Source organism: Solihabitans fulvus (assembly GCF_008386585.1).
In the GTDB taxonomy this organism is placed as follows: Bacteria; Actinomycetota; Actinomycetes; order Mycobacteriales; family Pseudonocardiaceae; genus Solihabitans; species Solihabitans fulvus.
This window is the reverse complement of record NZ_VUOB01000070.1, coordinates 25,388-50,490: the sequence shown is the minus strand read 5'-3', so window position 1 is coordinate 50,490 and position 25,103 is coordinate 25,388. Positions and strand designations below refer to the sequence as shown.

Here is a 25,103-nt window from a genome sequence, read left to right as displayed (position 1 = left end):
CCAGGTCGATCCCGACCTCGGCGCCGGACGGCGGCAGCACCACGCCCTCGCCCTCGCCGGTCTGGACGCCGAAGGAGGCGAAGTACCGGCCCCCCGCGTCCTTCACGATCGTGACTGACGACGGGGCCGACGGTAGGGGCCGCGACCACCGCACGCGCAGGTCACCGACCTTCGGCAACCGCAGCTTGCCGTCGTCGAGGACCGCGAACCGGGCGTTGCGGGTGAAGCGGATGCCCTGCCGGTGGTCCTTGCGGGACCGGAACCGGGGCGGAGCGACCTTGCGGCCCTTGCGCTTGCCGGTGACCGAGGCGAAGAAGTTGCGGATCGAGCAGCACAACCGCCCAGTGTCAGGCACTGCCCTGGGCCTTGACGGCCCGCCCAGCACAGGCCTTCACCCCCGCCCTCAATGGCGAAGCACCTGCCCGCATCCCGGTAGCGCGTCACTCCTCGATGGCCCCGCCGACGGCCCGCAGGTGGTCGCGGAAGGTCAGCGACGGCGTCACGCGCCGGTTCGCGAGGTACTCGCCGAACCGCACCTGGCTGCGCAGCGAGACGCCGTCGCGGATCTGGTCGGCCTGGCGCCGCTCGGTGTCGCGGATCGTCTCCGCGAGCGCGAACAGGTCCCCGGCGCGGGATGCCGGCACGAACAGCACGCCGTCCTCGTCGCCGAGGACGAGATCGTCGGGCCCAACGGTCCAGTCGCCGACCACGGCGGCGGTCAGCGCGTCGTCCTTGCGCGGGTCAAGGCGCAGCGGGCCGGTCGGCAGCGCGCCGAGACTGAAGACCGGCAGCCCGATCGCCCTGATGTCGGCCGTGTCGCGGTGCAGGCCCCAGATCACCACCCCGGACAGCCCGGCGTTCCTGGCCTCCAGCACCGCGAGGTCGCCGACGCAGGCCTCGTCGACCCGGCCGTCGTTGTCGACCACCAGCACGTCGCCGGGAGCCGCACCCTCATACGCCTCAAGGAAGATGTCGACGCTGCCGACATGGCGTGCCGGGCACACGCGCCCGACGACGCGATCACCGGCGCTGACCGCGCGCAGCCCGCTCGGCGCGCAGCGCACCGGGAGCCCAGCGCGGATGCACGCGTCGGCGAGGTGTGCGGTGGTCAACGACGCGAACCGCTGCCGAAGATCCTCGGTCTCCATGCGGTGATCATATTTCTCTGTCGACCGGGAGTCCTAGGGCAGGCGTTGGCCGAGCACCAGTGCGGAGCCGATGGCCAGCAGCGCGAGCAGGCTGCCGACGGTCAGCCACGGCCGGCTCGCGTCGGACACCTTGACCTCGAAGCCGATCTGCTCGCGCAGCGAGTCGTACACCCCGCGGAGCTGGTCGGCGGAGGCCGCCTTGAAGAACGAACCGCCGGAGCGGTCGGCGATGTCCTTGAGCGCCTTGTCGTCCACGGGCACCTGGCGGCTCGTGCTGCTGCCGTCGTCGACCACGCCCTGGTCGGTGCCGTAGGAGATCGTCGAGATGGGGATGCCGGCCTTCTTCGCGTCGTCGGCCGCGTCGGTGGACTTGCGGGTGCCGTAGTTCTCCTTGCCGTCGCTCATCAACACGATCCGCGCGGGCGGCGGGCCCTCGGCGCCGCCGATGATCCGGCCGAACGAGTCGATGGTGGAGATCGCCGTCGCGATGGCGTCCCCGGTCGCGGTCGACGTCCCGGTCTTCATGCTGTCCAGGCCCTGCTTGACGCTGGTCCGGTCCGTCGTCGGCGACACCAGCACGGTCGGCGAGTCCGCGAACGAGATCAGCCCGATGTTGACGCCGGGGGTCACCTCGTCGGCGAAGGTCTTCGCCGCCGTCTTGGCCACCTCGAGGCGGCTCGGCGGGATGTCGGTCGACTTCATCGACAGCGACACGTCGATCACCAGCAGCACGGTCGCCCGGTTGCGCGGGATCTTCTGCTCCGCCGTCGGGCCGGCGAGCCCGATCGTCAGCAGCGCGAACGCGACCAGCAGCAGCGCGACGGGAATGTGCGCGCGCCAGCCCGGCCGGCTGGACACGAGCCGGTCCAGCAGCGGCGCGCTGGCAAAGCGCAGCGTGCGGGTGCGCACCACGCGCTGCACGAGCAGGTAGCCGGCCAGGAGGGCGCCGACGCCGGCGAACAGCAGGAACCACCACGGCGTGGCGAAGTTCCCGAAGTGGAAACTCATCCGGCGACGCCCCCGGACCACCGGCGCTTGCGCGCCACGATGAACCGCACGGTGTCGGCGATCCAGTCGGAGTCGGTGCGCAGCACCAGATGCCCGGTGCCCGCCTGCCGAAGGCCCGCGGCCACGTTGGCGCGGTGCTGCGCGGCGGCCGCGGCGAACTCCCTGCGCAGCAACGGCGACGCGGTGACCTCCCGCTGCCGCCCGCTCTCCGGATCGGCCAGCACCACGGTGCCGACCTCGGGCAGGTCGATGTCGCGCGGGTCGAGCACCTCGATGGCAACCAGGTCGTGCCGTCCGGACAGCGCCCGCAGCGGACGCTGCCAGTCCATCGGCCCGAGGAAGTCCGACACCACCACGGCGAGGCCGCGCCGCCTCGGCGGCCTGCGCAGCTGCTCCAGCGCCTCGGCCAGGTCTCCCCTGGTGCCCTCGGGGGCGCGCGGCGTCTCGGCCACCTTGCGGACCAGCCCGCGCGCGTGCGCGAGGCCGCCCCGCGCCGGCACCCGGACGACCTGGTCGCCGGTGGACACCAGCGCGCCGATCCGGTTGCCGCCGCCACCGGTGAGGTGGGCGACGGCGGCGGTGGCGGCGATCGCGAGGTCACGCTTCTCGCAGGCCGCCGTGCCGAAGTCCAGGCTGGGCGACAGGTCGATGACGAGCCAGGTCTCCAGCTCGCGGTCGGCCACCGTCTCCCTGATGTGCGGCACGGTGGTCCTGGCCGTCACCGCCCAGTCCATCCGCCGCACGTCGTCGCCAGGCTGGTACGGCCGAGCCTCGCCGGGCTCGGAGCCGGGGCCGGGCACCAGGCCGAGGTGGTTGCCCTGCAACAGGCCGTCCAGCCGCCGCCGCACGTCCAGTTCGAGGGTCCGCAGCGCGGCCTCCATGCGGCCGGCGGCCAGCGTCGGCGGCGCCCAGGACGGCCGCGACGGGGAGTGCTCTTCGTCGGCCGCCTTCTTGGTCACGGCCGACCGGCCTGCGCGGGAGCCATCGGCGCGGCGGGCTGCTGCGGCCGGGCGGAGACCTGGGGCAGCGGCACGGTCTGGAGCACGCGGGTGATGATGTGGTCCAGCGGCACGCCGTCGGCCAGCGCGTCGTAGGACAGCACGAGCCGGTGCCGCAGCACGTCGGGCACGACGTCGACGACGTCCTGGGGCAACACGTAGTCGCGACCGCGGACCAGGGCGAGCGCGCGGGACGCGGCGATGATGCCGAGGCTCGCGCGGGGCGAGGCGCCGTAGGCGACCCAGCCGGCCACGTCGGACAGCCCGTGCTCGCTCGGCGCGCGGGTGGTGAGGACGAGGCGCACCACGTAGTCCACCAGCGCGTGGTGCACGAAGACGCGGGAGGCCACGCCCTGGAGCCTGGTCAGCTCCTCGGGGCTGAGCACCTGGTGCGGGACCGGCGGCTGCACGCCCATCCGGTAGACGATCTCCCGCTCCTCCTCGGCGGTGGGGTACTCCACGATAATCTTGAACAGGAAGCGGTCGCGCTGCGCCTCCGGCAGCGGGTACACACCCTCGTTCTCGATCGGGTTCTGCGTGGCGAGCACCAGGAACGGGTCGGGCATCGGGAAGGTCTGGCCGCCGATGGACACGTGCCGCTCGGCCATCACCTCCAGCATCGCCGACTGGACCTTGGCCGGCGCGCGGTTGATCTCGTCGGCGAGCACGAAGTTCGCCACCACCGGGCCGAGCTCGACGTCGAAGGTTTCCTTGGCCTGCCGGTAGATCCGGGTGCCGAGGATGTCGGCGGGCACCAGGTCGGGGGTGAACTGCACGCGGGAGAACGAGCCGCCGACCACGGTCGCGAAGGTCTCCACCGCCAGGGTCTTCGCGACGCCGGGCACGCCTTCGAGCAGCAGGTGCCCCTTGGCGAGCAGGCCGACGAGCATCCGCTCGACCAACCGGTCCTGGCCGACGATGACCCGTTTGACCTCGAACACCGTGCGTTCGAGCAACTGGGCATCGCGGGCCGGGGTGTTCGGCGACTGCGTGCTCGCCGCGCCCTCGACGGGACCGGGCTCCGACACTGGCCATCCTCCTACAAATCGAACACAGCGCGAATCTTGGTGATGCGCCAGCCTAGCCAACCCTGTTGGCGGTATGACGGCTGTCAACTTCTCGCGTCCGGGGGCTCTTCTCGGGACTTTTCCCGGTCACGGGGGTGTCTCGGGGACGCGGCGGAGCCGGTCGAGGTCGTCGGGGGTGTCCACGTCGTCGGTCTCGCCGGGCAGGGCCGGCACCCTGAGCGGTTCGAGCGGGCCGAGCACCGCCCGCAGCGACCTGCCTGCGGGGTCCTCGGACAGCGCGGCGCGCAGCCGGTCGGCCCGCCACACTCCGGCGAGCCACTGCGCCCTGCCGGCGTCGTCGACCAGCAGCGCGCCGGCCGCGCCCGGTTCCCCGGCCAGGGCCGCGACCAGCCGCGCCACGGTCCGGTCCGTCACCATCGGTTGGTCCACCGCGAGCAGCGTCACCAGGCCGACGTCGGCGGGGAGCGCCGCGAGGCCTGCGGCCAGGCCGGCGACCGGGCCCGCGCCCGGCGGCTCCTCGCGCGTCCACAGCGGTTCCGGCCCGTCGGTCAGCTGGCGCCGGGGGCCGACGACGACCACGTGGTCCGCCCCTGCCGCGGCGGCCAGCGCGCGGGACAGCAGGGTCCTGCCGTGCAGCTCGACGGCGGCCTTGTCGATCCCGGCCAGCCTGCTGGCCCGGCCGCCGGCGAGCACGACGGCCGCGGTGGGTTCGCGTCGCACTGGTCGCCGCCTGTCTGTCCGAGCCGGGCCGTTCGCCGGGTTCCTCGCCGCGTCTTTCCCGTGATCTTCGCACCCGCCGGGCTCTGCCGCTCCCCGGGTGCCGGTCAGCGCGTGGGCGGGACCAGCGCGGTGCCGGCGCGCTTGGCGCTGCGGATGATCGGCGCGGTCTCCACGCGCAGCACGCCGGCCAGCGCGCCGAGGCGGGTGGCGAGGTAGTCGTAGAGGGCGTCCGCGTCGCGGCAGACGGCGAACGCGACCACGTTCGTCGGGCCGGTGGTGGCCGAGGCGAAGGCGATCTCGGGGTGCCCGGCCAGCGCGGCGGCGACGTCCGTGAGATGGCCGGGAGCCACCGTGAGCCACAGGATCGCCTCCGTGGCGTACCCGAGCAGCAGCGGGTCGAGGTCGACGTCGAAGTAGAGGACGTTCGCGCGGCGCAACTGGTCGAGTCGCCTGCGCACCGTGGACTCGGACCATCCAGTCGCGGAGGCGAGCGCCGGATAGCCCGCGCGGCCGTCCTTGGCGAGTTCGGCCAGCAGGCGCTGGTCCGCATCGCCCAGTTCGACTGGTTGGTCGGCGTCCGGTACCGGCGCGGGGCGCAGGGCGTCGATCTGCGGTGCGGTGAGGGCGGCGGTGCGGCCGGGCCAGCCGGTGGTGCCGGCCAGGTTGCGCAGCAGGCAGTGCGCGGTGATCGCGACGACCTGCGGGGTGCGCGGCAGCGTCTGCAGCAGCAGCGAGTCGCTGTCCTGCCGGTGGCGCGTCCTGGTGATGCAGGTGATCTCGGTGCCGCCGGAGGTCAGGCTCACCCACGAGGTGTCGGACCGGCGGGACAGCGCCGCCGCGACCGAGGCGGCCGCATTGGGGGCGCACTGGATGCGCACCAGCCAGTCGACGCAGCCGATGCGCCGGGCGTCGGGCAGGCCGATCACTCGCAGCGCGCCGGCCGTGCGCAGCCGGCGGTAGCGGCGGGCGACCGTCTGGTCGGAGACGCCGAGCACGGCGGCGATCCGGCTGAACGACGCCCGGCCGTCGACCTGCAGCGCGTGCGCGAGTTGACGGTCGAGTTCGTCCAGCGTGAGCGATTCCACCAGCACACGCTACGACATGTCGGATTACGCCACGGAATGCGCATTGACTGTCGAACGCGGTCCAGGATGCGCAGCCTTTGCCGGGTAGGCCCAAGCCAACCCGAACGGAGACCGAGATGAACTCGACACGAGCCGCCGACATCGACTACATCGACCACGCCGTGCTGCTGACCAAGGATCTGGACGCGCTGTCCGAGCGGTACCAGGCGCTCGGCTTCACGCTCAGCCCGCCGTCGCCGCACCAGCTGTCCGACCGGCCGGGCGGCCCGCTCACCGCGACCTGCACCGCCAACCGGTGCGCGCTGTTCGGCGAGTCCTACCTCGAACTGCTCGGCATCGTGGACGAGACCGCGCCGGACCCGTGGCGGGTGCGGCCGGTGGCCGAGGAGCGCCAGGGCTTCCGAGGGCTGGTGTTCGGCTGCGGCGACGCCGAGGTGGTGTCGGCCAGGCTCGCAGCCTCCGGGCTGTCCTCGTCGGGAGTGCTGTCGCTGGCCCGCGAGGTCGACACGCCGGAGGGGACGCGGACCATGCGGGCCAGCAGCGTGCACGTCGACCACCGGTCGGGCGGCTGGCTCGGGGCGGCTTCGCACCTCGACCCCGAGTACGTGCACCAGGCCAGGTACCTGCGGCACGCGAACGGCGCAACGCGACTGGACGGCGTGCTGGTGGCGGTCGACGACGGCGAACTGGACGACGAGGTCACCCGCTACTCGCTCATCCTCGACGCGCACCCGGAGGTGCACGGTCCGCGACACGTGTTCGAGCTGCGGACGGGCCGGGTGGAGATCGTCCCCGCTTCCGCCTTCGGGGACGTGCTGCCCGGCGAGACCTCGCCTGCGCTGCCCTCGTTCGCCGCGCTGTCCGTCGCGGTGGCGGACCTCACCGCCGCGCGGAACCTGGTGGAGGGCAACGGGATTGCGACCCGGTCGGTGCCGGCGGGATTCCTGGTCGCCTCGGCCGACGCGTGCGGCGTGAGCGTGCGGTTCGTGGCCAATGACTGATCGCAGGCCGCCGCTGGTGACCACCGCGCACGGGCGGCTGCGCGGCCGGTGGCAGGGCGAGGTCGCCGGGTTCCTCGGCATCCCCTACGCGGCGCCGCCGGTGGGGCGCGGGCGCTTCGCCCCGCCTCGGCCGGTGCGGCCGTGGACCGGGCTCCGTGACGCGAGCCGGCCGGGACCGGCCGCGCCTCAGCCGCCGTCCCGGCTGGCCCGGGTGATGGGCCCAGGCGACCTCGCCTGCGCGGAGGACTGCCTGTCGCTCAACGTCTGGACGCCGGAGCCGGGCGGCCCGCCCCGGCCGGTTCTGGTGTTCGTGCACGGCGGCGGCTTCCTCACCGGATCCGGCGGCCTCGACTGGTACGACGGGGCGGAACTGGCCCTGCGCGGCGGGATCGTGGTCGTCACGATCAACTATCGGTTGGGCGCGTTGGGTTTTCTGCACCTCGGCGAGCTGGCTGAGGACATGGGCAACGGCAATCTCGGCCTGCTCGACCAGATCCACGCGCTGCGCTGGGTTCGGGAGCACATCGCCGCGTTCGGCGGCGACCCGGACACCGTCACCGTCTGCGGCCAGTCCGCCGGCGCGACGTCGATCCTCGGCATGCTGTCCGCACCGGCCGGGCGTGGCCTGTTCCGGCGGGCCATCGTGCAGAGCGCGCCCGGCGGGATGCGGCCCGCGCAGCCCGCCGAGGCCACCGGGCTCGCCACGCATTTCCTGCGGCTGCTCGGGCTCGGACCCGACCAGGTCGGACTGCTGCGGGACGTGCCGGTGGCGGACATCCTTGTCGCGCAACAGGAACTGGCCGCGTTGACGAGACGTCACCCGTTCGACGCGACGCCGCCGTTCCAGCTCGTCGCCGACGGTGACACCGTGGCCGAGGATCCGGTGGCCGCCGTCGGCGCTCGGGCTGCGGACGGCGTTGCGCTCGTGATCGGCACGACCCGGGACGAGGCCGCGGCGTTCTTCGCGGCCGACGACCGGGTGGCGCGGATGACTACGGCCGAGGTGCGCGCGATCGCGGCGGAGTGGTTCGGCGACCGAGGCGACCCCACACTGGACGGTGGCACCGGGCCGGCCGAGCTGGCCGTCGAGGTGGTGACCGAGCACCTGTTCCGCGCCCCCAGCGTGCGCCTGGCGGAGCTGCTCGCCGCCAACGGCAACCCCGGCCGGCTGTACCAATTCGACTGGAGCCCGGAGACCGGTCCGTTCCGCGCCTGCCACTGCATCGAATTGCCTTTCGTTTTCGGCAATCTGCCCGCCTGGCGCGACGCCCCCATGCTGGCGGGCGGTGACCCCGGGGTCCAGCAGGCCATTGTGGAGTCCGTGCAGGAGCGCTGGATCTCCTTTGTCCGACATGGCGACCCGCTGCCCGAAAGGCCGCCGCGCTGGCCCACGTACGACAAGGGTCGGCGCAGTGTCCTGCACTTCACCGAACCGCACTGATCGACGGACTGCCCCAAGGGGAATGAAATGATGGCGAATCGGTCCGCTTTTTCACCGGCGCGCCCGGCCGACGGACTCGATTCAGACATTGACACCCGCCGGACGTCCGCATAACATCGCAGGTCAAAGCCCTGACCAGGCTTTTATGGGGGATCGACACAGTCGGGGGGAACAATTCGTCCGTGACGCGTGGCGGGACCGGGTTTCCGGCCCGTGATCGACAAGGTTTCCGACATGGCACATTACGCTGACGGGAGCATTGTGTCTGGGGGCACGTCGGGGTTGAATTCGGGGTTCGGATCTTATTTTCGATTGCTGCGGGCGCCCGGCGCCGCGGCGCTGGCGTTCTCGGGGATGATCGGCCGGTTCCCGATCGCCATGCGGTCGTTGAGCTGTCTGCTGCTGGTCTCGGCGGTCACCGGATCCCTGGGAAACGCGGGCACGGTGGCCGCGGCGATGCTGGTCTCGCAGGGGGTGGCCAGCCCGGTGCTCGGGCGGTTGGCCGATCGGCTCAGCCAGCGGCGGGTGCTACTCACCGCCTGCCTCGCGCACGCGGTCGGCATGACGCTGCTGCTGGTGTCGATCCTGCTGCGGGCCCCGCTCGTGGTGCTGATCCTCGCGGCGGTGGTCACCGGATGCACCTCGGTCTCGTTCTCCTCGTTCATGCGGGCGCGGTGGGCGGCGATGGTCGAGCACGACCTGCTGCGGACCGCGTACGCGCTGGAGTCCATGCTGGACGAGACGATCTTCCTGCTCGGGCCGCTGCTGGTCACCCTGCTGGCGGCGGCGGTGCACCCGGCCGCGGCCCTGGTCGCGTGCGCGGTGCTGACCACGACCGGCTCCATCGCCGTCGCGCTGCACCGCCGGTCCGAGCCGATGTCCGAACCGGCCACCGGCCGAGGCCCCCGGCGGGCGATCGCGGTGCCCGGGGTCCGGGTGCTGATGGCCGCCTACGCCGGGATGGGGTTCCTGCTCGGCGCGGTCGACGTCACGATGATCGCGTTCGCCAGGGCGCAGTCGGCGCCGGGGCTCGCCGGCGTGTTCCTGTCGCTGACGGCGGTGGGCAGCCTGGCCGCCGGCGCGGTCTACGGCGCGGTGGACTGGCGGCTGTCCCAGGCACGGCTGCTCTCGATCACGACCTGCCTGCTGGCGCTCGGCGCGGTCCCGCTGGCCTTCGCGACGTCCTCGCTCGTGATGGCCCTGCTCGCCGTGGTCGCCGGCGTCGCGATCGCCCCCTCGCTGATCGCGGGCAGCACGCTGCTGGAGTCGGTGGCCCCCAAGGGTTCCCTCTCGGAGGGGTTCTCGTGGCTCACGAGCGCTGGGGCGCTGGGCATCGCGCTCGGCACGGCCGTCGGCGGGCGGCTGGCCGACCTCGGCGGCTTCGCGGAGGCGGCGGCGGTCGCGGTCGGCGGCGGGCTCGTCGCCCTCGCCCTGAGCGTCGCGGGGCAGTCGGCGCTGCGGCAGGCACCAACCGCCCGACCCGTTTCGGGAACGGCGGCACCAGAACACACGGCGGCACCAGAACAATCAGAACAGAGAGGTCAGCAGGCATGAGCACAGCACATCCGGCCGCTGAGCGGGACGGTCTCGCGGGCCTACCGGTCCCCCGTCTCTCGTTCGACGAGTTCCTGGCCTTCGGGCGGCAGGCCCTCATCCGGGCCGATGTCCCGGTGGTGATCACCCTGCCCAAGGACATCCAGGGCCTCGGCACGGACGGCCTGGCGCAACGCCTCGGGAACATGATGGTCACCCTGTTCACCGAGCCGAGCAACAAGCAGAACTCGGAACGGTGGACCACCAAGGACATCCGCCTCGCGGAGTTCTTCGAGGACAGCCGCTACCAGACCGATCCGGGCACCTGGAACCGCATCGTGTCGAACATCCGCGACAGCCCGGCCGACGTCAACGCGGTGCTCGGCTTCGACGCCGAGGAGCTGTTCGACTACCGGCGCTCGCTGAACGCGGCGAACCTGTGGATCAGCCACCGGGGCGTGTTCACCCAGAGCCACTTCGACGAGCTGGAGAACTTCAACATCGCGCTGGTCGGCCGCAAGCGATTCGTCCTGTCGCCGCCGGGATCCTGGGAGTACTACCCGAGATCGGTGATGCACGGGTTCGGCGACAAGTCGCAGGCCTTCGACTTCGACGACGTGAACCCGGCGCGCTTCCCGAAGCTCGTCACGAAGCTGGCGCAGCGGCGGGAGCTGATCCTCGAACCCGGCCAGATGCTGTACCTGCCGCTGGGCTGGTGGCACCAGGCCGAGTCGCTTGAGGAGATGAACATCAACATGAACTTCTGGCTGCGGGACCTGAAGATCCTCCGCAGGCCCTACGTGCTTGGCGTGGCGCTCTACACCGCCGCCTACCGCAAGCTCAAGGGCGTCTACAACTACCAGCCCGCCGAGGCGGCGAGCCAGTGAGCGATCGTAAGGCCATCACGCCACCGCACCTGTACCGCAACAACGACAAGGCCGTCGGCGTCGGGAACGCGTTCTGGGACATGTCCGAGCGCAACGGGCTCGCCGGGATCGTCGCCGAGCTCCAGGACGGCGTGCTGCGCACCGGGGTCGGGCACGAGTTCGTCAACTTCACCTGCTGCTCCTACCTCGACCTCGACTCGCACCCGAAGGTCATCGACGGCGCGATCGCCGCGCTGCGCCGGTTCGGCGTGCTGGACCACTGCATCCCGCGCAGCCGCGTGCAGATCCCGGCGCTGCTGGAGCTGGAGGCCTCGCTCGGCGAGCTGTTCGGCGCGACCGTGGTGAGCGCGATCTCGGCCGGCGTGGCCAGCGCCGGGCTGCTGCCGCTGATCGCCTCTGGCCATCTCGGCAACGGCATCCGCCCGTTGATGGTGTTCGACAAGAACTGCCACGTGTCGCTGGCCGGCGCGAAACCGACCTGCGCCGACGAGACGGAGGTCGTCACCTGCGGCCACCACGACCTCGGGTTCCTCGAGGACATGTGCAAGCAGTACCAAAGGGTCTGCTACGTCGTGGACGGCTCGGACAGCCTCGGCGGGTACGCGCCGGTGCAAGAACTCGGTGCGCTGCAAGAGAAGTACGGCATGCTGGTGTACTACGACGACTCGCACTCGATCTCGGCGTACGGCGAGCGCGGCATCGGCTACGTCCGCTCGCACGGCCCGGTGCTCGACGAGCGGACGATCACCGTGGCGACGCTGAACAAGGCGTTCGGCACCAGCGGCGCGGCGATCCTGCTCGACGGCTACCAGAAGACGACGCTGCGGGTGATCGAGCGGTTCGCCGGCGCGCTGTGCTACTCGCAGCCGATGAACACGGCCGCGGTCGGCGCCTCCCTCGCCTCGGCGGAGATCCACCGCACCGAGGAGCTGCCCGCGCTGCAACAGCGGATGCGGGACAACATCGAGCTGTTCGACACGCACATCAAGACCGAGCAGACCGGGACGACCTACCCGATCAGGGTCGTGCCGATGACCGACGAGACGGTGATCGAGTCGGGGCGGCGGGTGTACGAGGCGGGGTTCTACGTCTCCCCCGTGTTCTTCCCGATCGTCGCCAGGGGCACGGCAGGCCTGCGGGTGATGCTCCGCGCCGGCCACACCGACGAGCAGATCCGGCGGCTGTGCGCGGTGCTCATCGAGGTCGGCGCCCAGCAGGCGGCTCCCTTACCGGAGGAGGCTCCTCTGCTGGAAGAGACGGCTATGCCGGAGGAGGCGGCCCGATGACGGGCGCGACCAGGGCGATCCCCCGCAGCATCCTGTACACGCCGGCGCTGTCGCTCGACCGGGTCGTGAAGGCCTGGTCCTACGACGCGGACGTGCACCTGATCGACCTTGAGGACGCCGTCCCGCCGCCGGAGAAGCCCTCGGCGCGGCTGGTCTGCCGGGCGGCCCTGGAGAAGGCGCCGAACCCGGCGAACGTCGCCGTGCGGGTCAACCAGCTCGGCACCATCGAGGCCGCGCACGACCTGGTGCTGCTCGCCGAGTCCCCGGTCCGGCCCGGCTTCATCGTGATGACGATGGTGGAGTCCTCGGTCGAGGTGACGCTGATGCGCGACACGCTCGCCTCGGCCGGCGCGCATCCGGAGATCTACGTGACCATGGAGACCCCGGCGGCCGTCGTCGACGTCGACGCGATCGCGGCGGCGGCCGACGGGCTGATCCTCGGCTCGGCGGACCTGGCCGCCACCCTCGGCGTCGAGATCACCTGGGCCGGGATGCTCGCGGCCAGGCAGGCGATGGCGTTGGCCTGCGCGCGGCACGGCGCCGCGTGCGTCGACACCGCCAACTACCGGCTCGCCGAACCTGGCGTGCTGGCGGAGGAAATCGACCGGATCCGCGAACTCGGCTTCCACGGCAAGGCGACCGTGCACCCGAGCGAGCTGGACGCGATCAACCAAGCGCTGCGGCCCGACCAGGACGGCCTGCGGCTGGCCAGGCGGGTCGCCGAGGCCGTGCTGGCGGCCAACGGCGGCATCGCCGTCCTGGACGGGAACATGGTCGGCCCGCCGTTCGCGCGGATGGCGCGCGCGACGGTGGCGCTCGGGGACGCCTGGGCCGAACGGTTCGGCCGGGGCGACAGCAACGGCGAGGGGGCAACGCACCATGACCGTCACTGAGGACACCACCACCACCGTCGAGCCCGTCACCGTCGCCGTGATCGGCACCGGGGCCATCGGCCAGGACCTGGTCAGCAAGGTGCACCGGTCCCCCGTGCTGGAGTGCGCGCTGGTGGCGGGCCGCAATCGTGAGTCCGAGGGTCTGCGGCACGCCGCCCGGCTCGGCTACCCGACCACCTCGGGCGGGATCGACGCGATCCTCGCGGCCCCGCGCCCGTTCGACGTGGTGTTCGACGCCACCAACGCGATGTCGCACGCCGAGCACTGGCGGCTGCTGCGGCCGCTCCCCGGCACGCTGCTGATCGACCTGACGCCCAGCCGGGTCGGGCAGTTCGTGGTGCCGACCGTGACCGGGACGCACGCGCCGACCGAGCGCAACGTCAGCCTGATCAGCTGCGGCGGGCAGGCGTCGATCCCGGTCACGCACGCGCTGGCCAACCGGTTCGCCGTGCAGTACATCGAGGTCGTCTCGACCGTGGCCAGCAGCATCGCCGGCCGGGCGACCAGGCTCAACCTCGACGAGTACGTGGCGACCACCCAGCACGCCATCGCCGAGTTCTCCGGGGTGCGCGACACCAAGGCAATCCTCAACATCAGCCCGGCCGTGCCGCCCGCGACGTTCCGCACGGCCATCCACGCGATCATCCCCGACGCCACCACCGACGCGGTGCGCGCGGTGGTCGCCGACGCGGCCCGGCGGGTGCGCGCGTTCGCGCGGGGGTACGAGGTCATCGCGTGCACGGTGACCGGCGACCAGGTCGTGGTGTCCCTCGAGGTCGCGGCGGACAGCGACGTGCTGCCCAGGTACGCGGGCAACCTGGACATCATCAACTCGGCCGCCATCCTGGTCGCCGAGCAGCACGCGGCCCGGCTCGGTTCGGCCGCCGCCAGGACGGGGGCCGTTCGATGAGCGAGCGGAGCGAGCGACCAATCCAAGACAGCGTGCTCGGAGCCTCGTCGGCGCCCGGAGCGAAGCGAGGACGTCGATGAGCGCCGTTGAGATTCACGACCCCACGCTGCGGGACGGTCAGCACGCGGTGCGGCACCAGCTCGGTGTCGCGGCGTTGCGCGGGTACGCGGAGGCTGCCGACGCGGCCGGGATCCCGGTGGTGGAGGTGGGCCACGGCAACGGGCTCGGCGCCTCCTCCCTCCAGGTCGGCCGCGCCGCCGTCAGCGACGACCTGATGCTGTCGACCGTGCGGGAAGCCTTGCGGCACAGCAGGATGGGCGTGTTCATGCTGCCCGGCTGGGGCACCTCGGACGACCTGCGGAAGGCGATCGCGCACGGTGCTGACGTGATCCGCATCGGCGTGCACTGCACCGAGACCTCGCTGGCCGAGCGGCATCTCGGGTTCCTGCGGGAGGCCGGCGCGGACGCGCACTGCGTGCTGATGATGAGTCACATGGCCTCCCCGCACGAGCTGGCCGAGCAGGCCGCGCTCGTCGTCGGGTACGGCGCGCGGGCGGTGGGCATCATGGACTCCGCTGGCCACTTCCTGCCCGAGGACGTTACCGAGCGGATCGGCGCGATCGCCGGGGCGGTCGACGTGCCGGTGATCTTCCACGGGCACAACAACCTCGGCATGGCGGTGGCGAACTCGGTGGCCGCCGCGAGGGCCGGGGCCGGCATCCTCGACGGCTGCGCGCGCGGTTTCGGCGCGGGCGCCGGCAACACCCAGTTGGAGGTGCTGGTGCCGGTGCTGGAACGCAGCGGCTTCGAAACCGGCATCGAGCTGTACGGGCTGCTCGACGCCGCCGAGTTCGCCGAGCGGGAGCTGATGCCGGCGCCGCCGGTCACCGGCTCGCTGAGCATCGTCAGCGGACTCGCCGGGGTGTTCTCCGGGTTCAAACCGCAGGTGCTCGCGGAGTCAAGGCGAGCGGGGGTCGACCCGCGCGACGTGTTCTTCGAGCTCGGCAGGCGACAGGCCATCGCCGGCCAGGAGGACCTGATCGTCGACGTCGTCGCCGAGCTGAGCACCGCGAAGGCCATCGCATGACCGGGCCGCTGATGATCGGGCCAGCGGACATGGCGGGCGCGGACCGGCTGGTGCGGGTGATCGACGCGCTGGCCGAGGCGTTCGGAGACCTGTCGGCCGGCCGGACGCGGTCGCCGTCGCGGACGGTCGTCGAGCACGGCGAGGGCAGGCAACTGGTGGTCGGCCCGGCGATCTGGGAGCGGCGCGGGGTGGGCAGCGTCAAGATCAGCACGCTGACCCCGGACAACCCGGACCGGGGGCTGCCGCTGATCCACGGCGTCGTGGTGCTGACCGACCTGGCGACCGGGCGGGTCACGGCGCTGTTGGACGGCGGCGAGCTGACCGCCGTCCGCACCGGCGCGGTGGCCGGCCTGGCGACCCGGCTGTGCGCGCCAGCGGACGCCGAGGATCTGGCCGTGATCGGCGCCGGTGTGCAGGCGCGCGCCCTGGTGCGGGCGGTGTCCGCCGTCCGCCCGATCCGCTCGGTTCGGGTGTTCTCCCGGGGCCGGGCCGGCGCCGAGCGGTTCGCGGACTGGGTCCGCGACACGTCGGGTCAGGTCAGAGTCGCGGTGTGCGACACGGCCAAGGCGGCCGTCGTCGACGCCCAGGTCGTCTGCACGGCGACCTCGACCAGCGACCGGACCCCGCTGGTGGCGGCCGACTGGGTGACGCCGGGCGCGCACGTCAACGTGGTCGGCGGGACCCACGAGAACGCGATCGAGATCGACCCCGCGCTGCTGGCGGCCGCGTTCGTCCTCGTCGAGGAGCGGGCCGCCGCGGTCGAGGACGCCGGCGAAGTGCGGGCCGCGCTGGCGGACGGCCTGCTCGGCGCGGACGACCTGCACGAGTTGGGCGCGCTGGTGAACGGGGAGACCACGGCGGACGGCCGGACCACGGTGTTCCGCAGCGTCGGGATGGCCATCGAGGACACCGCCGCCGCCGCGGCGCTGTACGAAGCGGCGGGTGGCGAGTGACTCAGTCGGCCTCGCGACAGCGCACCATGAAGGACCGTTCGAACACGATGACGGTCTCGCCGGTCGACTTCGTTCCGGTGGTCTCCACGGTGATGATCCCCTGACCCGGCCGGGACTTGGACAGCCGCTTGGCGAGGATCCGGCTCGTCGCGTAGAGGGTGTCGCCGACGAACACCGGATCCTTGAGGCGGACCCTGTCCCAGCCGAGGTTGGCTACCGCCCGCGCGGACAGCGCCTGCACGGTCATGCCGCCGACCAGGCACAGGGTGATCCCGCTGTTGACGAGGATCTGGCCGTACTCGGCGTTCTCCCCGTAGTGCCGGTCGAAGTGCAGCGGGTGCTGGTTCATGGTCAGCAGCGTCAGCCAGGTGTTGTCGGCCTCGGAGATGGTCCGGCCGGGCCAGTGCCGGATCACCATGCCCGGCTCGAAGTCCTCGTAGTCCCCGCCGTGTTCCTCGACGTACTCGTTGTCCCCGACCCGACGCAGCGTCATGCGTTGTTCCCCCGTACCTCAAGGCGACCCATGCCACCAACGCTAGCGCCGCCCGCCTCAATGGACAGCCCAACGCTAGCGCGCCCACCTCAATGGACAGCACAGATGGGGAAGACCGGATGAACGTGCTCGAAGACGTTGCCGCCCAAGGGGTGTCGGGCCACCCGTGGTTCGGCCGGCATCGGCTCGCCCCCGCCGCACCCGTTGACACGATCCGGGAGATGCTGCGCACCGAGATCCGGGACACCGGCTGGCCGTACCAGCCGCTGCTGCCGGCCGCGCCGATCGCGTTGCCGCGCGCGTCCTACGCCGAGCTGTTCCGCGCGACGGCGGCGCTGCTCGACCTGGTGCGCCGCACCGCCTTGGAGAGCGCGGCCACCACCAGCGGCAGGCTGGCCGCGTACGCGATGCCGCCAAGCGAGCACCAGTTGTTCGTGGCCGACCAGCTCGTCGAGGAGCGGTACGCGGACTGCGTGACCCGGCCGGACATCGTGATCGGGCCGGACGGGCCCCGGTTCCTCGAGTTCAACGTCAGCGGCGCGCTCGGCGGTCCGGTGGAGACGCACTGCCGCCTCGAGGTGTGGCGCAAGCTCTACGCCGACGACGAGGGCCGGGTGCCGTTCAGCTACCAGGACCCGTTCGCGGTGCGCGCCGAGATGTTCCGGGGCCTGAGCGCGGAACTGGCCGTGGCGCCCCGGTTTGCGCTGGTCGGCAGCGTCCGCGACCAGGGGGTGACCTCCACCCGGTACTTCGACATCGAGGCCGACTACCTCAACAGTCACGGCCTGACCGCGCGGTTCTTCGAGCCGGAGGATCTGCACGAGGCGTGGGACTGCCCGCCTCGGCTGCGCTATCCGTTGGGGCTGCGGAACTTCACCATCCCCGACTGGGTCGAGCACGGCATCGACACGGCCCCGGTGCAGGCCGCGCTGGACAACGGCTGTCTGCTGGTCGGCACCCAGACCTCCACGTTCCTGTCCAGCAAGCTGACCATGGGCCTGCTGTCGGAGGGGCGGCCGTGGATGAGCGCCGCCGAGCGCGCGCTGGTCGAGAAGTACCTGCCGTGGACCCGGATTCTCGCCGACCGGCGGACCACCCGGGGCGGCGAGGAGGTGGACCTCGTTCGGTTCGCCGTGCGCAACCGGGAGCTGCTGGTGCTCAAGGCCGGCCTCGGGATGAGCGGCAAGCAGGTCCTCCTCGGTCGCGAGGCGGGCGAGGCGGAGTGGGAGGCGGCGGTGACCACGGCCGCCGAGACCGGCACCAGCGTGGTGCAGGAGTTCGTGGCTCCGGGCACGTGCCGCCTGGCGATGATCGCGGACGGCGCGGACGAGCCGCACGACGTCGACGTAGCCCCGGTGTTCGGGCCGCTGCTGTTCGGCGGCCGACCCGCCGGCGTGTTCACCCGGTTCTTCGGCGACGGCACCTCAGGAATCGTCGGCATCCTGAGCAGACAAGGCAGCTCCGACAACTGCGTAGTGGCCGTCTGACACTCGTGCCCGGATCGTCAACGGTCGACGGAATCAGCCCCGCCGACCCTTCACCTGGCGGGGTCGAGGGCGTCGAGGGCGTCCTGCACGCGGTCGGCGTCCTCGGTGCGGTGCTGGGCCTGGTACAGCCGAAGGGCCTGGCGCCGCGCGTCGCGGGCCTGGCCGAGTTGACCGAGCGCTTGGTAGGTCTTGGCGAGGCTGTCGAGGGTGTCGGCCTCGTAGTAGGCGTTGCCGAGCTCCCGGTACAGGGCGAGGGCGTCCCGGTAGTAGTCCAGGGCCGTGGCGTGGTGGTCGCTGTGGTGCGCGATGTAGCCGAGGCTGTCCAGGGCGGCGGCCTCGCCGAGGCGGTAGTTGTTGGCGCGCCCCAGGTTCAGGGCGGCCTCGCAGCTGGCGCGGGCCTGGTCCTGGTGGCCGAGCTTGGCGTGGGCGAAGCCCGTGTTGTTGAGCGCGTCGACCTCCCACGCCGGGTCGCCGAGGGTCTGGCACAGGGCCAGCGCGCGTTCGGCGTGCTCCAGCGCCCGCCCGTCCTCCCCCTGCTGCCCCCAGGCCAGCGCGAGGCTGTTGTGCGCGTGGACCTGGGCGACCGGGTCGCCGGAGCGCTCGGCGAGCGCGAGGGCCTCGCCGAGATGCCGCGTGGCGTCGGCGTGCAGCCCCACCAGCGCCAGCGAGCGCCCGAGGATGCGGTGGGCCCTGGCTTCGGCGGCCGGGTCACCGGACCGCCGGGCGGCGGCCAGCCCTGCTCGCCACGTCGCGAGGTTGTCGTGCAGGTGGCCGCGCCGCCAGAGAAAGGTCTGGAGGGACCAGGCGAACTGCCATACCGCGGCATGCCAGCCTTGGTTGGCCGCCACCTGTTGGGCGGCCAGCAGGTTCGGGTGCTCGGTGTCCAGCCACGCCAGCGCGGCGGCCTGGTCGTCCAGCCGGCGCGGGTGGCAGCCTGCCACGGGCTCGGGGAGCTGGATCGGCTGGCGGTGCGGGTCGAGCAGCCGTTCGCCGGCGAAGGCGGTGTGCAGGTAGTGGTCGACCAGCCTGCGCAGTGCCGCGTCGATGGCGTCCGCCGGCAGGTCGTGGCGGGCCTGGTCGGCGGCGAACAGCTTCACCAGGTCGTGCGTCCGGTACCGGCCGAGCGCGTGCCGCTCGATCACCGACACCCGCTCCAGTCCCCGCAACACCGCACCGACCTCGGCCTCGGACAGGCCGGTGAGGCTCGCGGTGGCCGGCACGCTGATGTCCGCTCCGGGGGCGACGCCCAACAGCGCCAGCACCCGCGCCTGCTCGGGTTCCAGCGCGGCGTGCGACCAGGACAGGACCGTGCGGACACTGGCGGCGGGATCCCCCGCGTCCAGGGCGCCCAACCGGGTCGCGGTGTCGCGCAGCTCGGCCGCCAACTCGGCCAGGGAGACATCCGGCGACAGCGCGGCGCGGGCCGCGACCACCGCCAACGCCAGCGGCAGGCCGGCACAGTGCCGCAGCAGCGCGGCCGTGGCCTCGGGCTCCATCGCCAACCGGTCGTGCCCCATCCGCCTGGCCAACAGGTCACGCGCATCGAGATCGTCGAGGACGTCCAGCGGCATCGGGATCGCGCCGTGCGCAACCACCAGGCCGGCCAGTCGGTCGCGGCTGGTCACCAACACCGTGGACGCGGGACTGCCCGGCAACAACGGGATGACCTGCGAGGTGTCGCGGGCGTTGTCCAACACCACCAACATCCGCTTGCCAGCTACCAGACTCCGGTACAGCCCGGCCCTGGCATCCAGCTCGGCGGGAATCGAGCCGGCCGGCACGCCGAGGGCGTCGAGGAATCCCCGCACCGCCTGCCCCGGCGCCACCGGCTCACTGTCGGCCGCGAAGCCACGCAGGTCGACGAACAACTGACCATCCGGGAACCGGTCCAGGTTCTGGTGCGCCCACCGCAACGCCAACCACGTCTTGCCGACCCCGCCACCACCACCGATCGCCGACACCACCACCGTCCCACCATGACCCGCCGCCGCGTCCAGCGACTTGTCCAACGCCGCCAACTCCTGGTGCCGACCCACGAACACCCCCGGCTGCGCCGGCAACTGCCGAGGCACCCGCCCCGCCGAACTCCCCGAGTCACCGCCCCCGTGCTCGACACCGACCGCCGCGGCCAACAACTCGTCCCGCGCCGCCGACCCCAGCTCCAACGCATCGGCCAACAGACCCACCGTGACCACCCGCGGATCCGCCCGCTCCCCCGTCTCGAACCCGCGAATCGTCCGCACCCCAAGGCCCGAGCGCGACGCCAACTCCTCCTGCGTCAGACCCGCCTGCCGCCGCAACCTCCGCAACAGCGCGCCAAACCGGCCCGTCACCTCGGCTCCTCCCGGTCTACGCGACACGTCCCCCCGAGATCGGACTCTAGCGTGGACGCTCGTCCCCATATCGACACAGAGTCAACGAGTGGATGCGGCCGAGGGATTCGCCCGGTGGCGTAACGAAGATCTCCAACGGGCGTACCCGAATGCCGATGCCGGCCTGGCACGTGGGCTTGCGCTGGAGCGCGCTCCAGCTCGTAGCGTCGTAGCCATGGCTACTGCACAGCACAAGATCGGCTCCGGTTTCGGAGCGACCAGCACGGCAGCCGAGATCATCGACGGCGTCGACCTGACCGGCAGGCTCGCGATCGTCACCGGCGGATATTCGGGGCTCGGCCTGGAAACCACGCGCGCCCTCGTCGGCGCCGGTGCCAGGGTGGTCGTCCCGGCGCGCCGCCGCGCCGCCGCCGAGGAGGCGCTCGCCGGCCTCGGCGACGTGGAGGTCGACGAACTCGACCTCGGCGACCTCGACAGCGTCCGCGCGTTCGCCGAGCGGTTCCTCGCCTCCGGCCGGGCGATCGACCTGTTCATCGGCAACGCCGGCATCATGGCCTGCCCCGAGACGCGCGTTGGCCCCGGCTGGGAGGCCCAGTTCGCGACCAACCACCTCGGCCACTACGCGCTGGTCAACCGGCTGTGGCCGGCGATCGCCGACGGTGCCCGCATCGTCTCGCTGTCCTCGCGCGCGCACTTCTTCTCGCCCATCCGCTGGGACGACGTCCAGTTCGGGCACGGCTACGACAAGTGGCAGGCCTACGGCCAGGCCAAGACAGCGAACGTGCTGTTCGCCGTCGCGCTCGACTCGCTGGGCGCCGAGCGGAACGTGCGCGCGTTCGCGGTGCACCCCGGTGGCATCCTGACGCCGTTGCAGCGCCACCTCGACCGGCAGGAAATGGTCGACCGCGGCTGGATCGACGAGCACGGCACCGCGGCCGTCTCGTTCAAGACCCCGGAACAGGGCGCTGCGACCACCGTGTGGGCGGCGACGTCCCCGCAGCTGGCCGGCCTCGGCGGGCTCTACCTGGAGGACTGCGACGTCGCCGAGCTCGCGCCAGCCGACGCGGACGCGCTCACCCCGTCGGGAGTCCGCCAGTACGCCGTCGACCCGGCGCAGGCCGCCCGCCTCTGGACGCTCTCGGCCGAGCTGACCGGCGTCAACGCCTTCGCCTAGGCCTGGCCACGACCCTCTCCCGGTTCAGCTGACGCCGTTCCCGTCCGCCGGACGGTCGTTTCTCCAGGCCGAGATCAGGATCCGGGCATGCTCGGCGAGCATGGTCGCAGGCAGCGGCTGACCGGTCTCGAGGACGAGGGCGACGACCGGTCCGGTCAGCTGTGCCGAGGCGAGACGGGCTTCCGGCATGGCCGGGGCATGCGGCCGGACGCGGTCAAGGACGGTGCGGGCAGCCCGGCCAAGCAGATCGGCGTCGCGGACGAGGTCACGCACGGCGGGGTCGTGTTGCGCCTCACCGAGCAGGGCGCGGTAGCCCAGTCCGGCGGGCGACACCGTCAGGAACGTGGCCAGTGCGGTGAGGAAACCGGCGAGATCATCGGCCGGATCGGCGCGCGGCGGGCTGGCCAGTTCGTGGTCAGCGTCGCCGCTGCTGGCCTCGAGCAGGATCTCGGCCTTGGTGGCCCACCAGCGGTACACGGTCTGGCGTCCGACGCCTGCCCGCTGCGCGATGCCCTTCATCGTCATCGCCGCGTAGCCGATCTCGACCAGCATGTCGTCGACGGCCTCCAGCACGGCCTGCCGCGCGGCCTCGCTGCGCGGGCGTCCTGGCGCCGCGCCGGTCCGGTCCGAATCACTCACCACACCAGCATATCGGTACACCTTGCCTCGAAAGTCGAGGTAACCTCCTTTACGAGGCAAGGTGTCTCGAATCTATCGCTGGGGGTCGGGCCATGAAGAACAGTCACCGCGCCGCGTTCCGCGGGTTGCTCGCGGCCCGGCTGCTCGGAGCGCTCGCCGACGGGGTCATGGTCCCGTTCGTCGTGCTGTGGGCACGCGAGTTCGGCGGCCTGGACGGTCCGGCCGCCGGTGCGCTGTTCCTCGCCCTCGCCTGCGGCGAGCTGATCGGCGGTCTCGCCGGTGGCGCACTGGCCGACCGGCTGGGACACCGGCGGACCCTGGTGGCCTCCACCGCCGGGATGGCTCTCGGCTACGCCTGCCTCGCCGTCATCCACCAGCCCGTCCTGACCATCGGCGCCTTCCTGATCGCCGGCCTGTTCGAGTCCGCCTTCCACCCCACCATCGCCGCCCTGATCGGAGATCTAAAAGAGGACGAGGACCTGCATCACGCCTTCGGCCTCAACCGTGTCGCGGCCAATCTGGGCAGGATCGCCGGCCCCCTGATCGGCGCCGGCGCCGCCGCGTTGTCCCTGTCGAGCGTCTTCCTCACCAGCGGCATCCTGCTCATCGCAGCGCTGATCACCATTCTCGGCACCATCCCGGCCGACGCGGTCCGCACGGGCGAGGCCGACGAAGCGGCGGCGGCGGAGTGCGCGGCGCCGCCCTCCGCGTTCGGCGTGATCCTGCGCGACCGGGGACTCGCCCTGCTCATCGCCGGTGGCGGCCTGCTCAGCATCACCTACACCTGGTGGGAGGCCGACGGACTCGCCCTGCTCCACCAGCAGTATCCGATCACCACAACCGGTTACGCCGCGCTGTTCACCATCGCCGCCGCGGCCACGGCGCTGTTCCAGATACCGACCAGCCGCCTGGCCCGCCGGTACTCCACCGGTCGCCTCGTCCTGGTCGGGGCCGGCTTCCAGGGACTTGGTCTCGGGCTCCTGGCCACGGCGAGCCTCGGCTATCCCATCCTGGTCATCGCCGCACTGGCGATCGCGTTGGGCCAGATGTTCTACGGCCCCGCGGTCTCGGCCTTCGTCAGCCGCCAGGCGGCACCCGGCAGGCGTGCCACCTATCAGGCCGCCATCTCCACCACCGAGGACATCGGCGCGGCCATCGGCCCCATCACCGGTCTCTCCCTGGGAGCACCGCCGCTGATCTGGCTGATCGCGCTTCCCCTGAGCCTCCTGGCGGGCGTCGTCAGCGCCAGGGCCACGACACCGGGAGGTCAGCCGAGATCGGCCGGGGAACTCACCACCGCAGCGTAGCCATCGCCGATGGCGGCAGGTGCTGCTGACGAAACGGGCGCACAAGATGAGAAGGCGCAGGGTTCATCGAGAACCCACGGTCACGCTCTCAGAGCATGCGGACGGCGTAGGGCTGGATGCCGCCCCACCGGACCGGGACCACCCGGACCACCGAGCCGGAGTACGGCGCCTCGATCATCATGCCGTCGCCGAGGTAGAGCGCGACGTGCGTGCCGCCGCCCGGCCCCCAGAACAGCATGTCGCCCCGGTCAGCCTGCGACACCGGTACCTGCGTGCCGGAGGTGTACTGGTAACCGCTGTACTTGGGCAGGTAGATGCCGGCCCCGGCGAACGCGTAGACCATCAGGCCCGAGCAGTCGAAGCCCACGTTGGCGTAGTCGCCGTACTCGTCGGCGACCCCGCCGTCGGGGATGCCGACGGTGGGGCCGGACGCGTTGCCGCCGCCCCAGGAGTACCGGACGCCCAGCTGGGACATCGCCCGGCCGATGACGGTCTCCACGTCGCCGCCACCGCTGGGGGCCTGGCTCGCCGGTCTGGTCGGGACGGCGGGCGCGGCGTGGTGCACCGGGGCCTTCGGCGTCGCGGCGGCCGCCGCCTCGGCGGCCCGGCGCGCCGCCTCCTGCTCCTCGCGCTGCTTGGCGGCGGCCCAGTCGTTGTACTGCGCGCGCTGCGCCTCAAGGCCGCCGACGACGTTCTGGGCGGCCGCGAGCTGCTGCTCGACCTGCGACTTGTTGTTCTGGATGTCGGCGGCCTGCGCCGCCTGGTTCTTCCTCGCCTCGACCGCGGCGGCCCTGGCCTCGTCGGCGGCCTTCTTCGCCGTGACCGCGTCGGCTTCCTTCTGGTCCGCCACGTCCTTGGCCAGGCGGGCCGCCGAGTCCTTGTTGGCCTTGTCGGTGCGGTCGCGTTCGAGCTGGTCGAGGGCGTTGAGGCCGGAGTTGCTCGCCGCGGCGAGCAGCTGCGCCCTGGCCAGCAGGTCCTCCGGGCTCTTCGCGCCGAGGTAGGCGGAGACCGAGCCGATCGTGGCACCCTGCTGGAAGCTCGCCGCGGCGAAGTCGTCGAGCTGGCTGCGGGAACCCTCGATGGCCTTGCCCGCGGCGTCCGCCTCGGTCCTGGCGGACTGCGCCGCCGACCGCGCCTTGTCGGCGGCGTCCGTGGCGGTCTGGAGGTCGACCAACATCTTGTTGGCGTACTCCATCTTGAACTCGACGTCGTCGCTGAGCTGCTGGAGCCGCGCCTCGGCCTGGGTGAGCTGGTTGGTCAGATCGCCGACCTTGGCCGCCTTGGCGTCCGCGTCGGCCCGGCCCGCGTCGATCTGCGAGTCGCTGGGGTTGGGCGGTGGCGGCGGAACGGCCGTGGCCGTGCTCGCGGCGCCAAGCACCACGGTCAGCGCGACCGCGCTCGACACCAGCAACCGAGCCGCACCTCGCTTCGGTGCCATCACGCCCACCTCCAACTCGACCGTCCGGATCAACGCATTGCGTCAAACGGCGTCAACCGGACACGGACCGAGACTTTGCCACTCCTACCTCGGTGTTTCCACCTATCGCAGCAAAAACTCGGACACCGTCAGCCACTCGTGTCACATCCGACGACAGACGGTAGTCAATGGTGGGCTGAACTGCACGTTGAGCGATCGAGATGATCCACACAGCGGCGCGCCGCCCCAACCGTGGCTGGGGCGGCGCGTCGGCG

At 72.1% G+C, this 25,103-nt stretch carries 22 protein-coding genes and 1 pseudogene; 12 read left to right on the top strand and 11 right to left on the bottom strand.

What is annotated here, in order from left to right:
* From F0L68_RS33990 to F0L68_RS33960, 7 genes and pseudogenes are all read right to left on the bottom strand, one after another.
* Window positions 1–355 (bottom strand): annotated as a pseudogene (locus F0L68_RS33990) (hypothetical protein); the annotation flags it as partial.
* Window positions 356–440: 85 nt separating this feature from the next.
* Entirely contained in the window at window positions 441–1,148 is a 708-nt protein-coding gene (locus F0L68_RS33985) for an RraA family protein (RefSeq protein WP_149853985.1), read from the bottom strand.
* 33 nt (window positions 1,149–1,181) lie between these two features.
* A complete protein-coding gene (locus tag F0L68_RS33980) occupies window positions 1,182–2,156 on the bottom strand; it encodes a VWA domain-containing protein (RefSeq protein WP_149853984.1) in 975 nt (324 codons plus the stop codon).
* Window positions 2,153–3,037 carry a DUF58 domain-containing protein gene (locus F0L68_RS33975; protein WP_149853991.1) on the bottom strand — a complete coding sequence of 295 codons (885 nt, stop codon included), beginning with the start codon at window positions 3,035–3,037 and terminating at the stop codon, window positions 2,153–2,155. The genes F0L68_RS33980 and F0L68_RS33975 overlap by 4 nt, the downstream gene beginning before the upstream one ends.
* 74 nt (window positions 3,038–3,111) lie before the next feature.
* Entirely contained in the window at window positions 3,112–4,182 is a 1,071-nt protein-coding gene (locus tag F0L68_RS33970) for an AAA family ATPase (protein WP_149853983.1), read from the bottom strand.
* Window positions 4,183–4,308: 126 nt separating this feature from the next.
* Window positions 4,309–4,902: a molybdenum cofactor guanylyltransferase gene (gene mobA, locus F0L68_RS33965; protein WP_149853982.1), complete on the bottom strand. Its 594-nt coding sequence runs from the start codon at window positions 4,900–4,902 to the stop codon at window positions 4,309–4,311.
* Between the two features lie 104 nt (window positions 4,903–5,006).
* Window positions 5,007–5,987 carry an Lrp/AsnC family transcriptional regulator gene (locus F0L68_RS33960; RefSeq protein WP_149853981.1) on the bottom strand — a complete coding sequence of 327 codons (981 nt, stop codon included), beginning with the start codon at window positions 5,985–5,987 and terminating at the stop codon, window positions 5,007–5,009.
* 116 nt (window positions 5,988–6,103) lie between these two features.
* Here F0L68_RS33960 and F0L68_RS33955 point away from each other — a divergent pair, with 116 nt between their 5' ends.
* The 9 genes from F0L68_RS33955 to F0L68_RS33915 all read left to right on the top strand — a co-directional run bounded on the left by F0L68_RS33955 (window position 6,104) and on the right by F0L68_RS33915 (window position 15,978).
* On the top strand, window positions 6,104–6,988 hold the full coding sequence (locus F0L68_RS33955; RefSeq protein ID WP_149853980.1) for a VOC family protein: 885 nt from the start codon (window positions 6,104–6,106) through the stop codon (window positions 6,986–6,988).
* A complete protein-coding gene (locus F0L68_RS33950; protein WP_149853979.1) occupies window positions 6,981–8,429 on the top strand; it encodes a carboxylesterase/lipase family protein in 1,449 nt (482 codons plus the stop codon). Before F0L68_RS33955 ends, F0L68_RS33950 begins: the two co-directional genes overlap by 8 nt.
* Before the next feature lie 312 nt (window positions 8,430–8,741).
* A complete protein-coding gene (locus tag F0L68_RS33945) occupies window positions 8,742–9,983 on the top strand; it encodes an MFS transporter (protein WP_223199375.1) in 1,242 nt (413 codons plus the stop codon).
* Window positions 9,980–10,849 (top strand): cupin-like domain-containing protein, encoded by an 870-nt coding sequence (locus F0L68_RS33940; RefSeq protein ID WP_149853978.1) that lies wholly within the window; start codon window positions 9,980–9,982, stop codon window positions 10,847–10,849. The genes F0L68_RS33945 and F0L68_RS33940 overlap by 4 nt, the downstream gene beginning before the upstream one ends.
* Window positions 10,846–12,135 (top strand): 8-amino-7-oxononanoate synthase family protein, encoded by a 1,290-nt coding sequence (locus F0L68_RS33935; protein WP_149853977.1) that lies wholly within the window; start codon window positions 10,846–10,848, stop codon window positions 12,133–12,135. The genes F0L68_RS33940 and F0L68_RS33935 overlap by 4 nt, the downstream gene beginning before the upstream one ends.
* Window positions 12,132–13,028, top strand: coding sequence for an HpcH/HpaI aldolase/citrate lyase family protein (locus F0L68_RS33930; RefSeq protein WP_149853976.1), 897 nt, complete (start codon window positions 12,132–12,134; stop codon window positions 13,026–13,028). The genes F0L68_RS33935 and F0L68_RS33930 overlap by 4 nt, the downstream gene beginning before the upstream one ends.
* A complete protein-coding gene (locus tag F0L68_RS33925; protein ID WP_149853975.1) occupies window positions 13,015–13,938 on the top strand; it encodes an acetaldehyde dehydrogenase (acetylating) in 924 nt (307 codons plus the stop codon). Before F0L68_RS33930 ends, F0L68_RS33925 begins: the two co-directional genes overlap by 14 nt.
* A 76-nt stretch (window positions 13,939–14,014) precedes the next feature.
* Window positions 14,015–15,025 (top strand): 4-hydroxy-2-oxovalerate aldolase, encoded by a 1,011-nt coding sequence (dmpG, locus tag F0L68_RS33920; protein WP_149853974.1) that lies wholly within the window; start codon window positions 14,015–14,017, stop codon window positions 15,023–15,025.
* Complete coding sequence (locus F0L68_RS33915; RefSeq protein WP_149853973.1) at window positions 15,022–15,978, top strand: ornithine cyclodeaminase family protein; 957 nt, start codon at window positions 15,022–15,024, stop codon at window positions 15,976–15,978. The genes dmpG and F0L68_RS33915 overlap by 4 nt, the downstream gene beginning before the upstream one ends.
* Window position 15,979: 1 nt before the next feature.
* Here the strand turns inward: F0L68_RS33915 and F0L68_RS33910 are convergent, their stop codons facing one another.
* Entirely contained in the window at window positions 15,980–16,471 is a 492-nt protein-coding gene (locus F0L68_RS33910; protein WP_149853972.1) for a MaoC family dehydratase, read from the bottom strand.
* A gap of 119 nt (window positions 16,472–16,590) precedes the next feature.
* On the opposite strand from F0L68_RS33910, the gene F0L68_RS33905 reads away from it, so the two are divergent.
* Window positions 16,591–17,958, top strand: a complete 1,368-nt coding sequence (locus tag F0L68_RS33905; protein WP_149853971.1) for a hypothetical protein — start codon at window positions 16,591–16,593, stop codon at window positions 17,956–17,958.
* Between the two features lie 50 nt (window positions 17,959–18,008).
* Here F0L68_RS33905 and F0L68_RS33900 read toward each other — a convergent pair whose 3' ends face one another.
* A complete protein-coding gene (locus F0L68_RS33900) occupies window positions 18,009–20,291 on the bottom strand; it encodes a tetratricopeptide repeat protein (protein ID WP_188316975.1) in 2,283 nt (760 codons plus the stop codon).
* A 214-nt stretch (window positions 20,292–20,505) separates the two neighbouring features.
* Between F0L68_RS33900 and F0L68_RS33895 the strand changes: the two genes are divergently transcribed.
* Entirely contained in the window at window positions 20,506–21,465 is a 960-nt protein-coding gene (locus tag F0L68_RS33895) for an SDR family NAD(P)-dependent oxidoreductase (protein WP_149853969.1), read from the top strand.
* A 24-nt stretch (window positions 21,466–21,489) separates the two neighbouring features.
* Here the strand turns inward: F0L68_RS33895 and F0L68_RS33890 are convergent, their stop codons facing one another.
* A complete protein-coding gene (locus tag F0L68_RS33890) occupies window positions 21,490–22,104 on the bottom strand; it encodes a TetR/AcrR family transcriptional regulator (protein WP_223199373.1) in 615 nt (204 codons plus the stop codon).
* A 92-nt stretch (window positions 22,105–22,196) separates the two neighbouring features.
* Here F0L68_RS33890 and F0L68_RS33885 point away from each other — a divergent pair, with 92 nt between their 5' ends.
* Window positions 22,197–23,411 carry an MFS transporter gene (locus F0L68_RS33885; protein WP_149853968.1) on the top strand — a complete coding sequence of 405 codons (1,215 nt, stop codon included), beginning with the start codon at window positions 22,197–22,199 and terminating at the stop codon, window positions 23,409–23,411.
* An 88-nt stretch (window positions 23,412–23,499) separates the two neighbouring features.
* On the opposite strand, the gene F0L68_RS33880 is transcribed toward F0L68_RS33885, so the two are convergent.
* On the bottom strand, window positions 23,500–24,849 hold the full coding sequence (locus F0L68_RS33880; protein ID WP_149853967.1) for an NlpC/P60 family protein: 1,350 nt from the start codon (window positions 24,847–24,849) through the stop codon (window positions 23,500–23,502).
* Window positions 24,850–25,103: the final 254 nt, after the last annotated feature.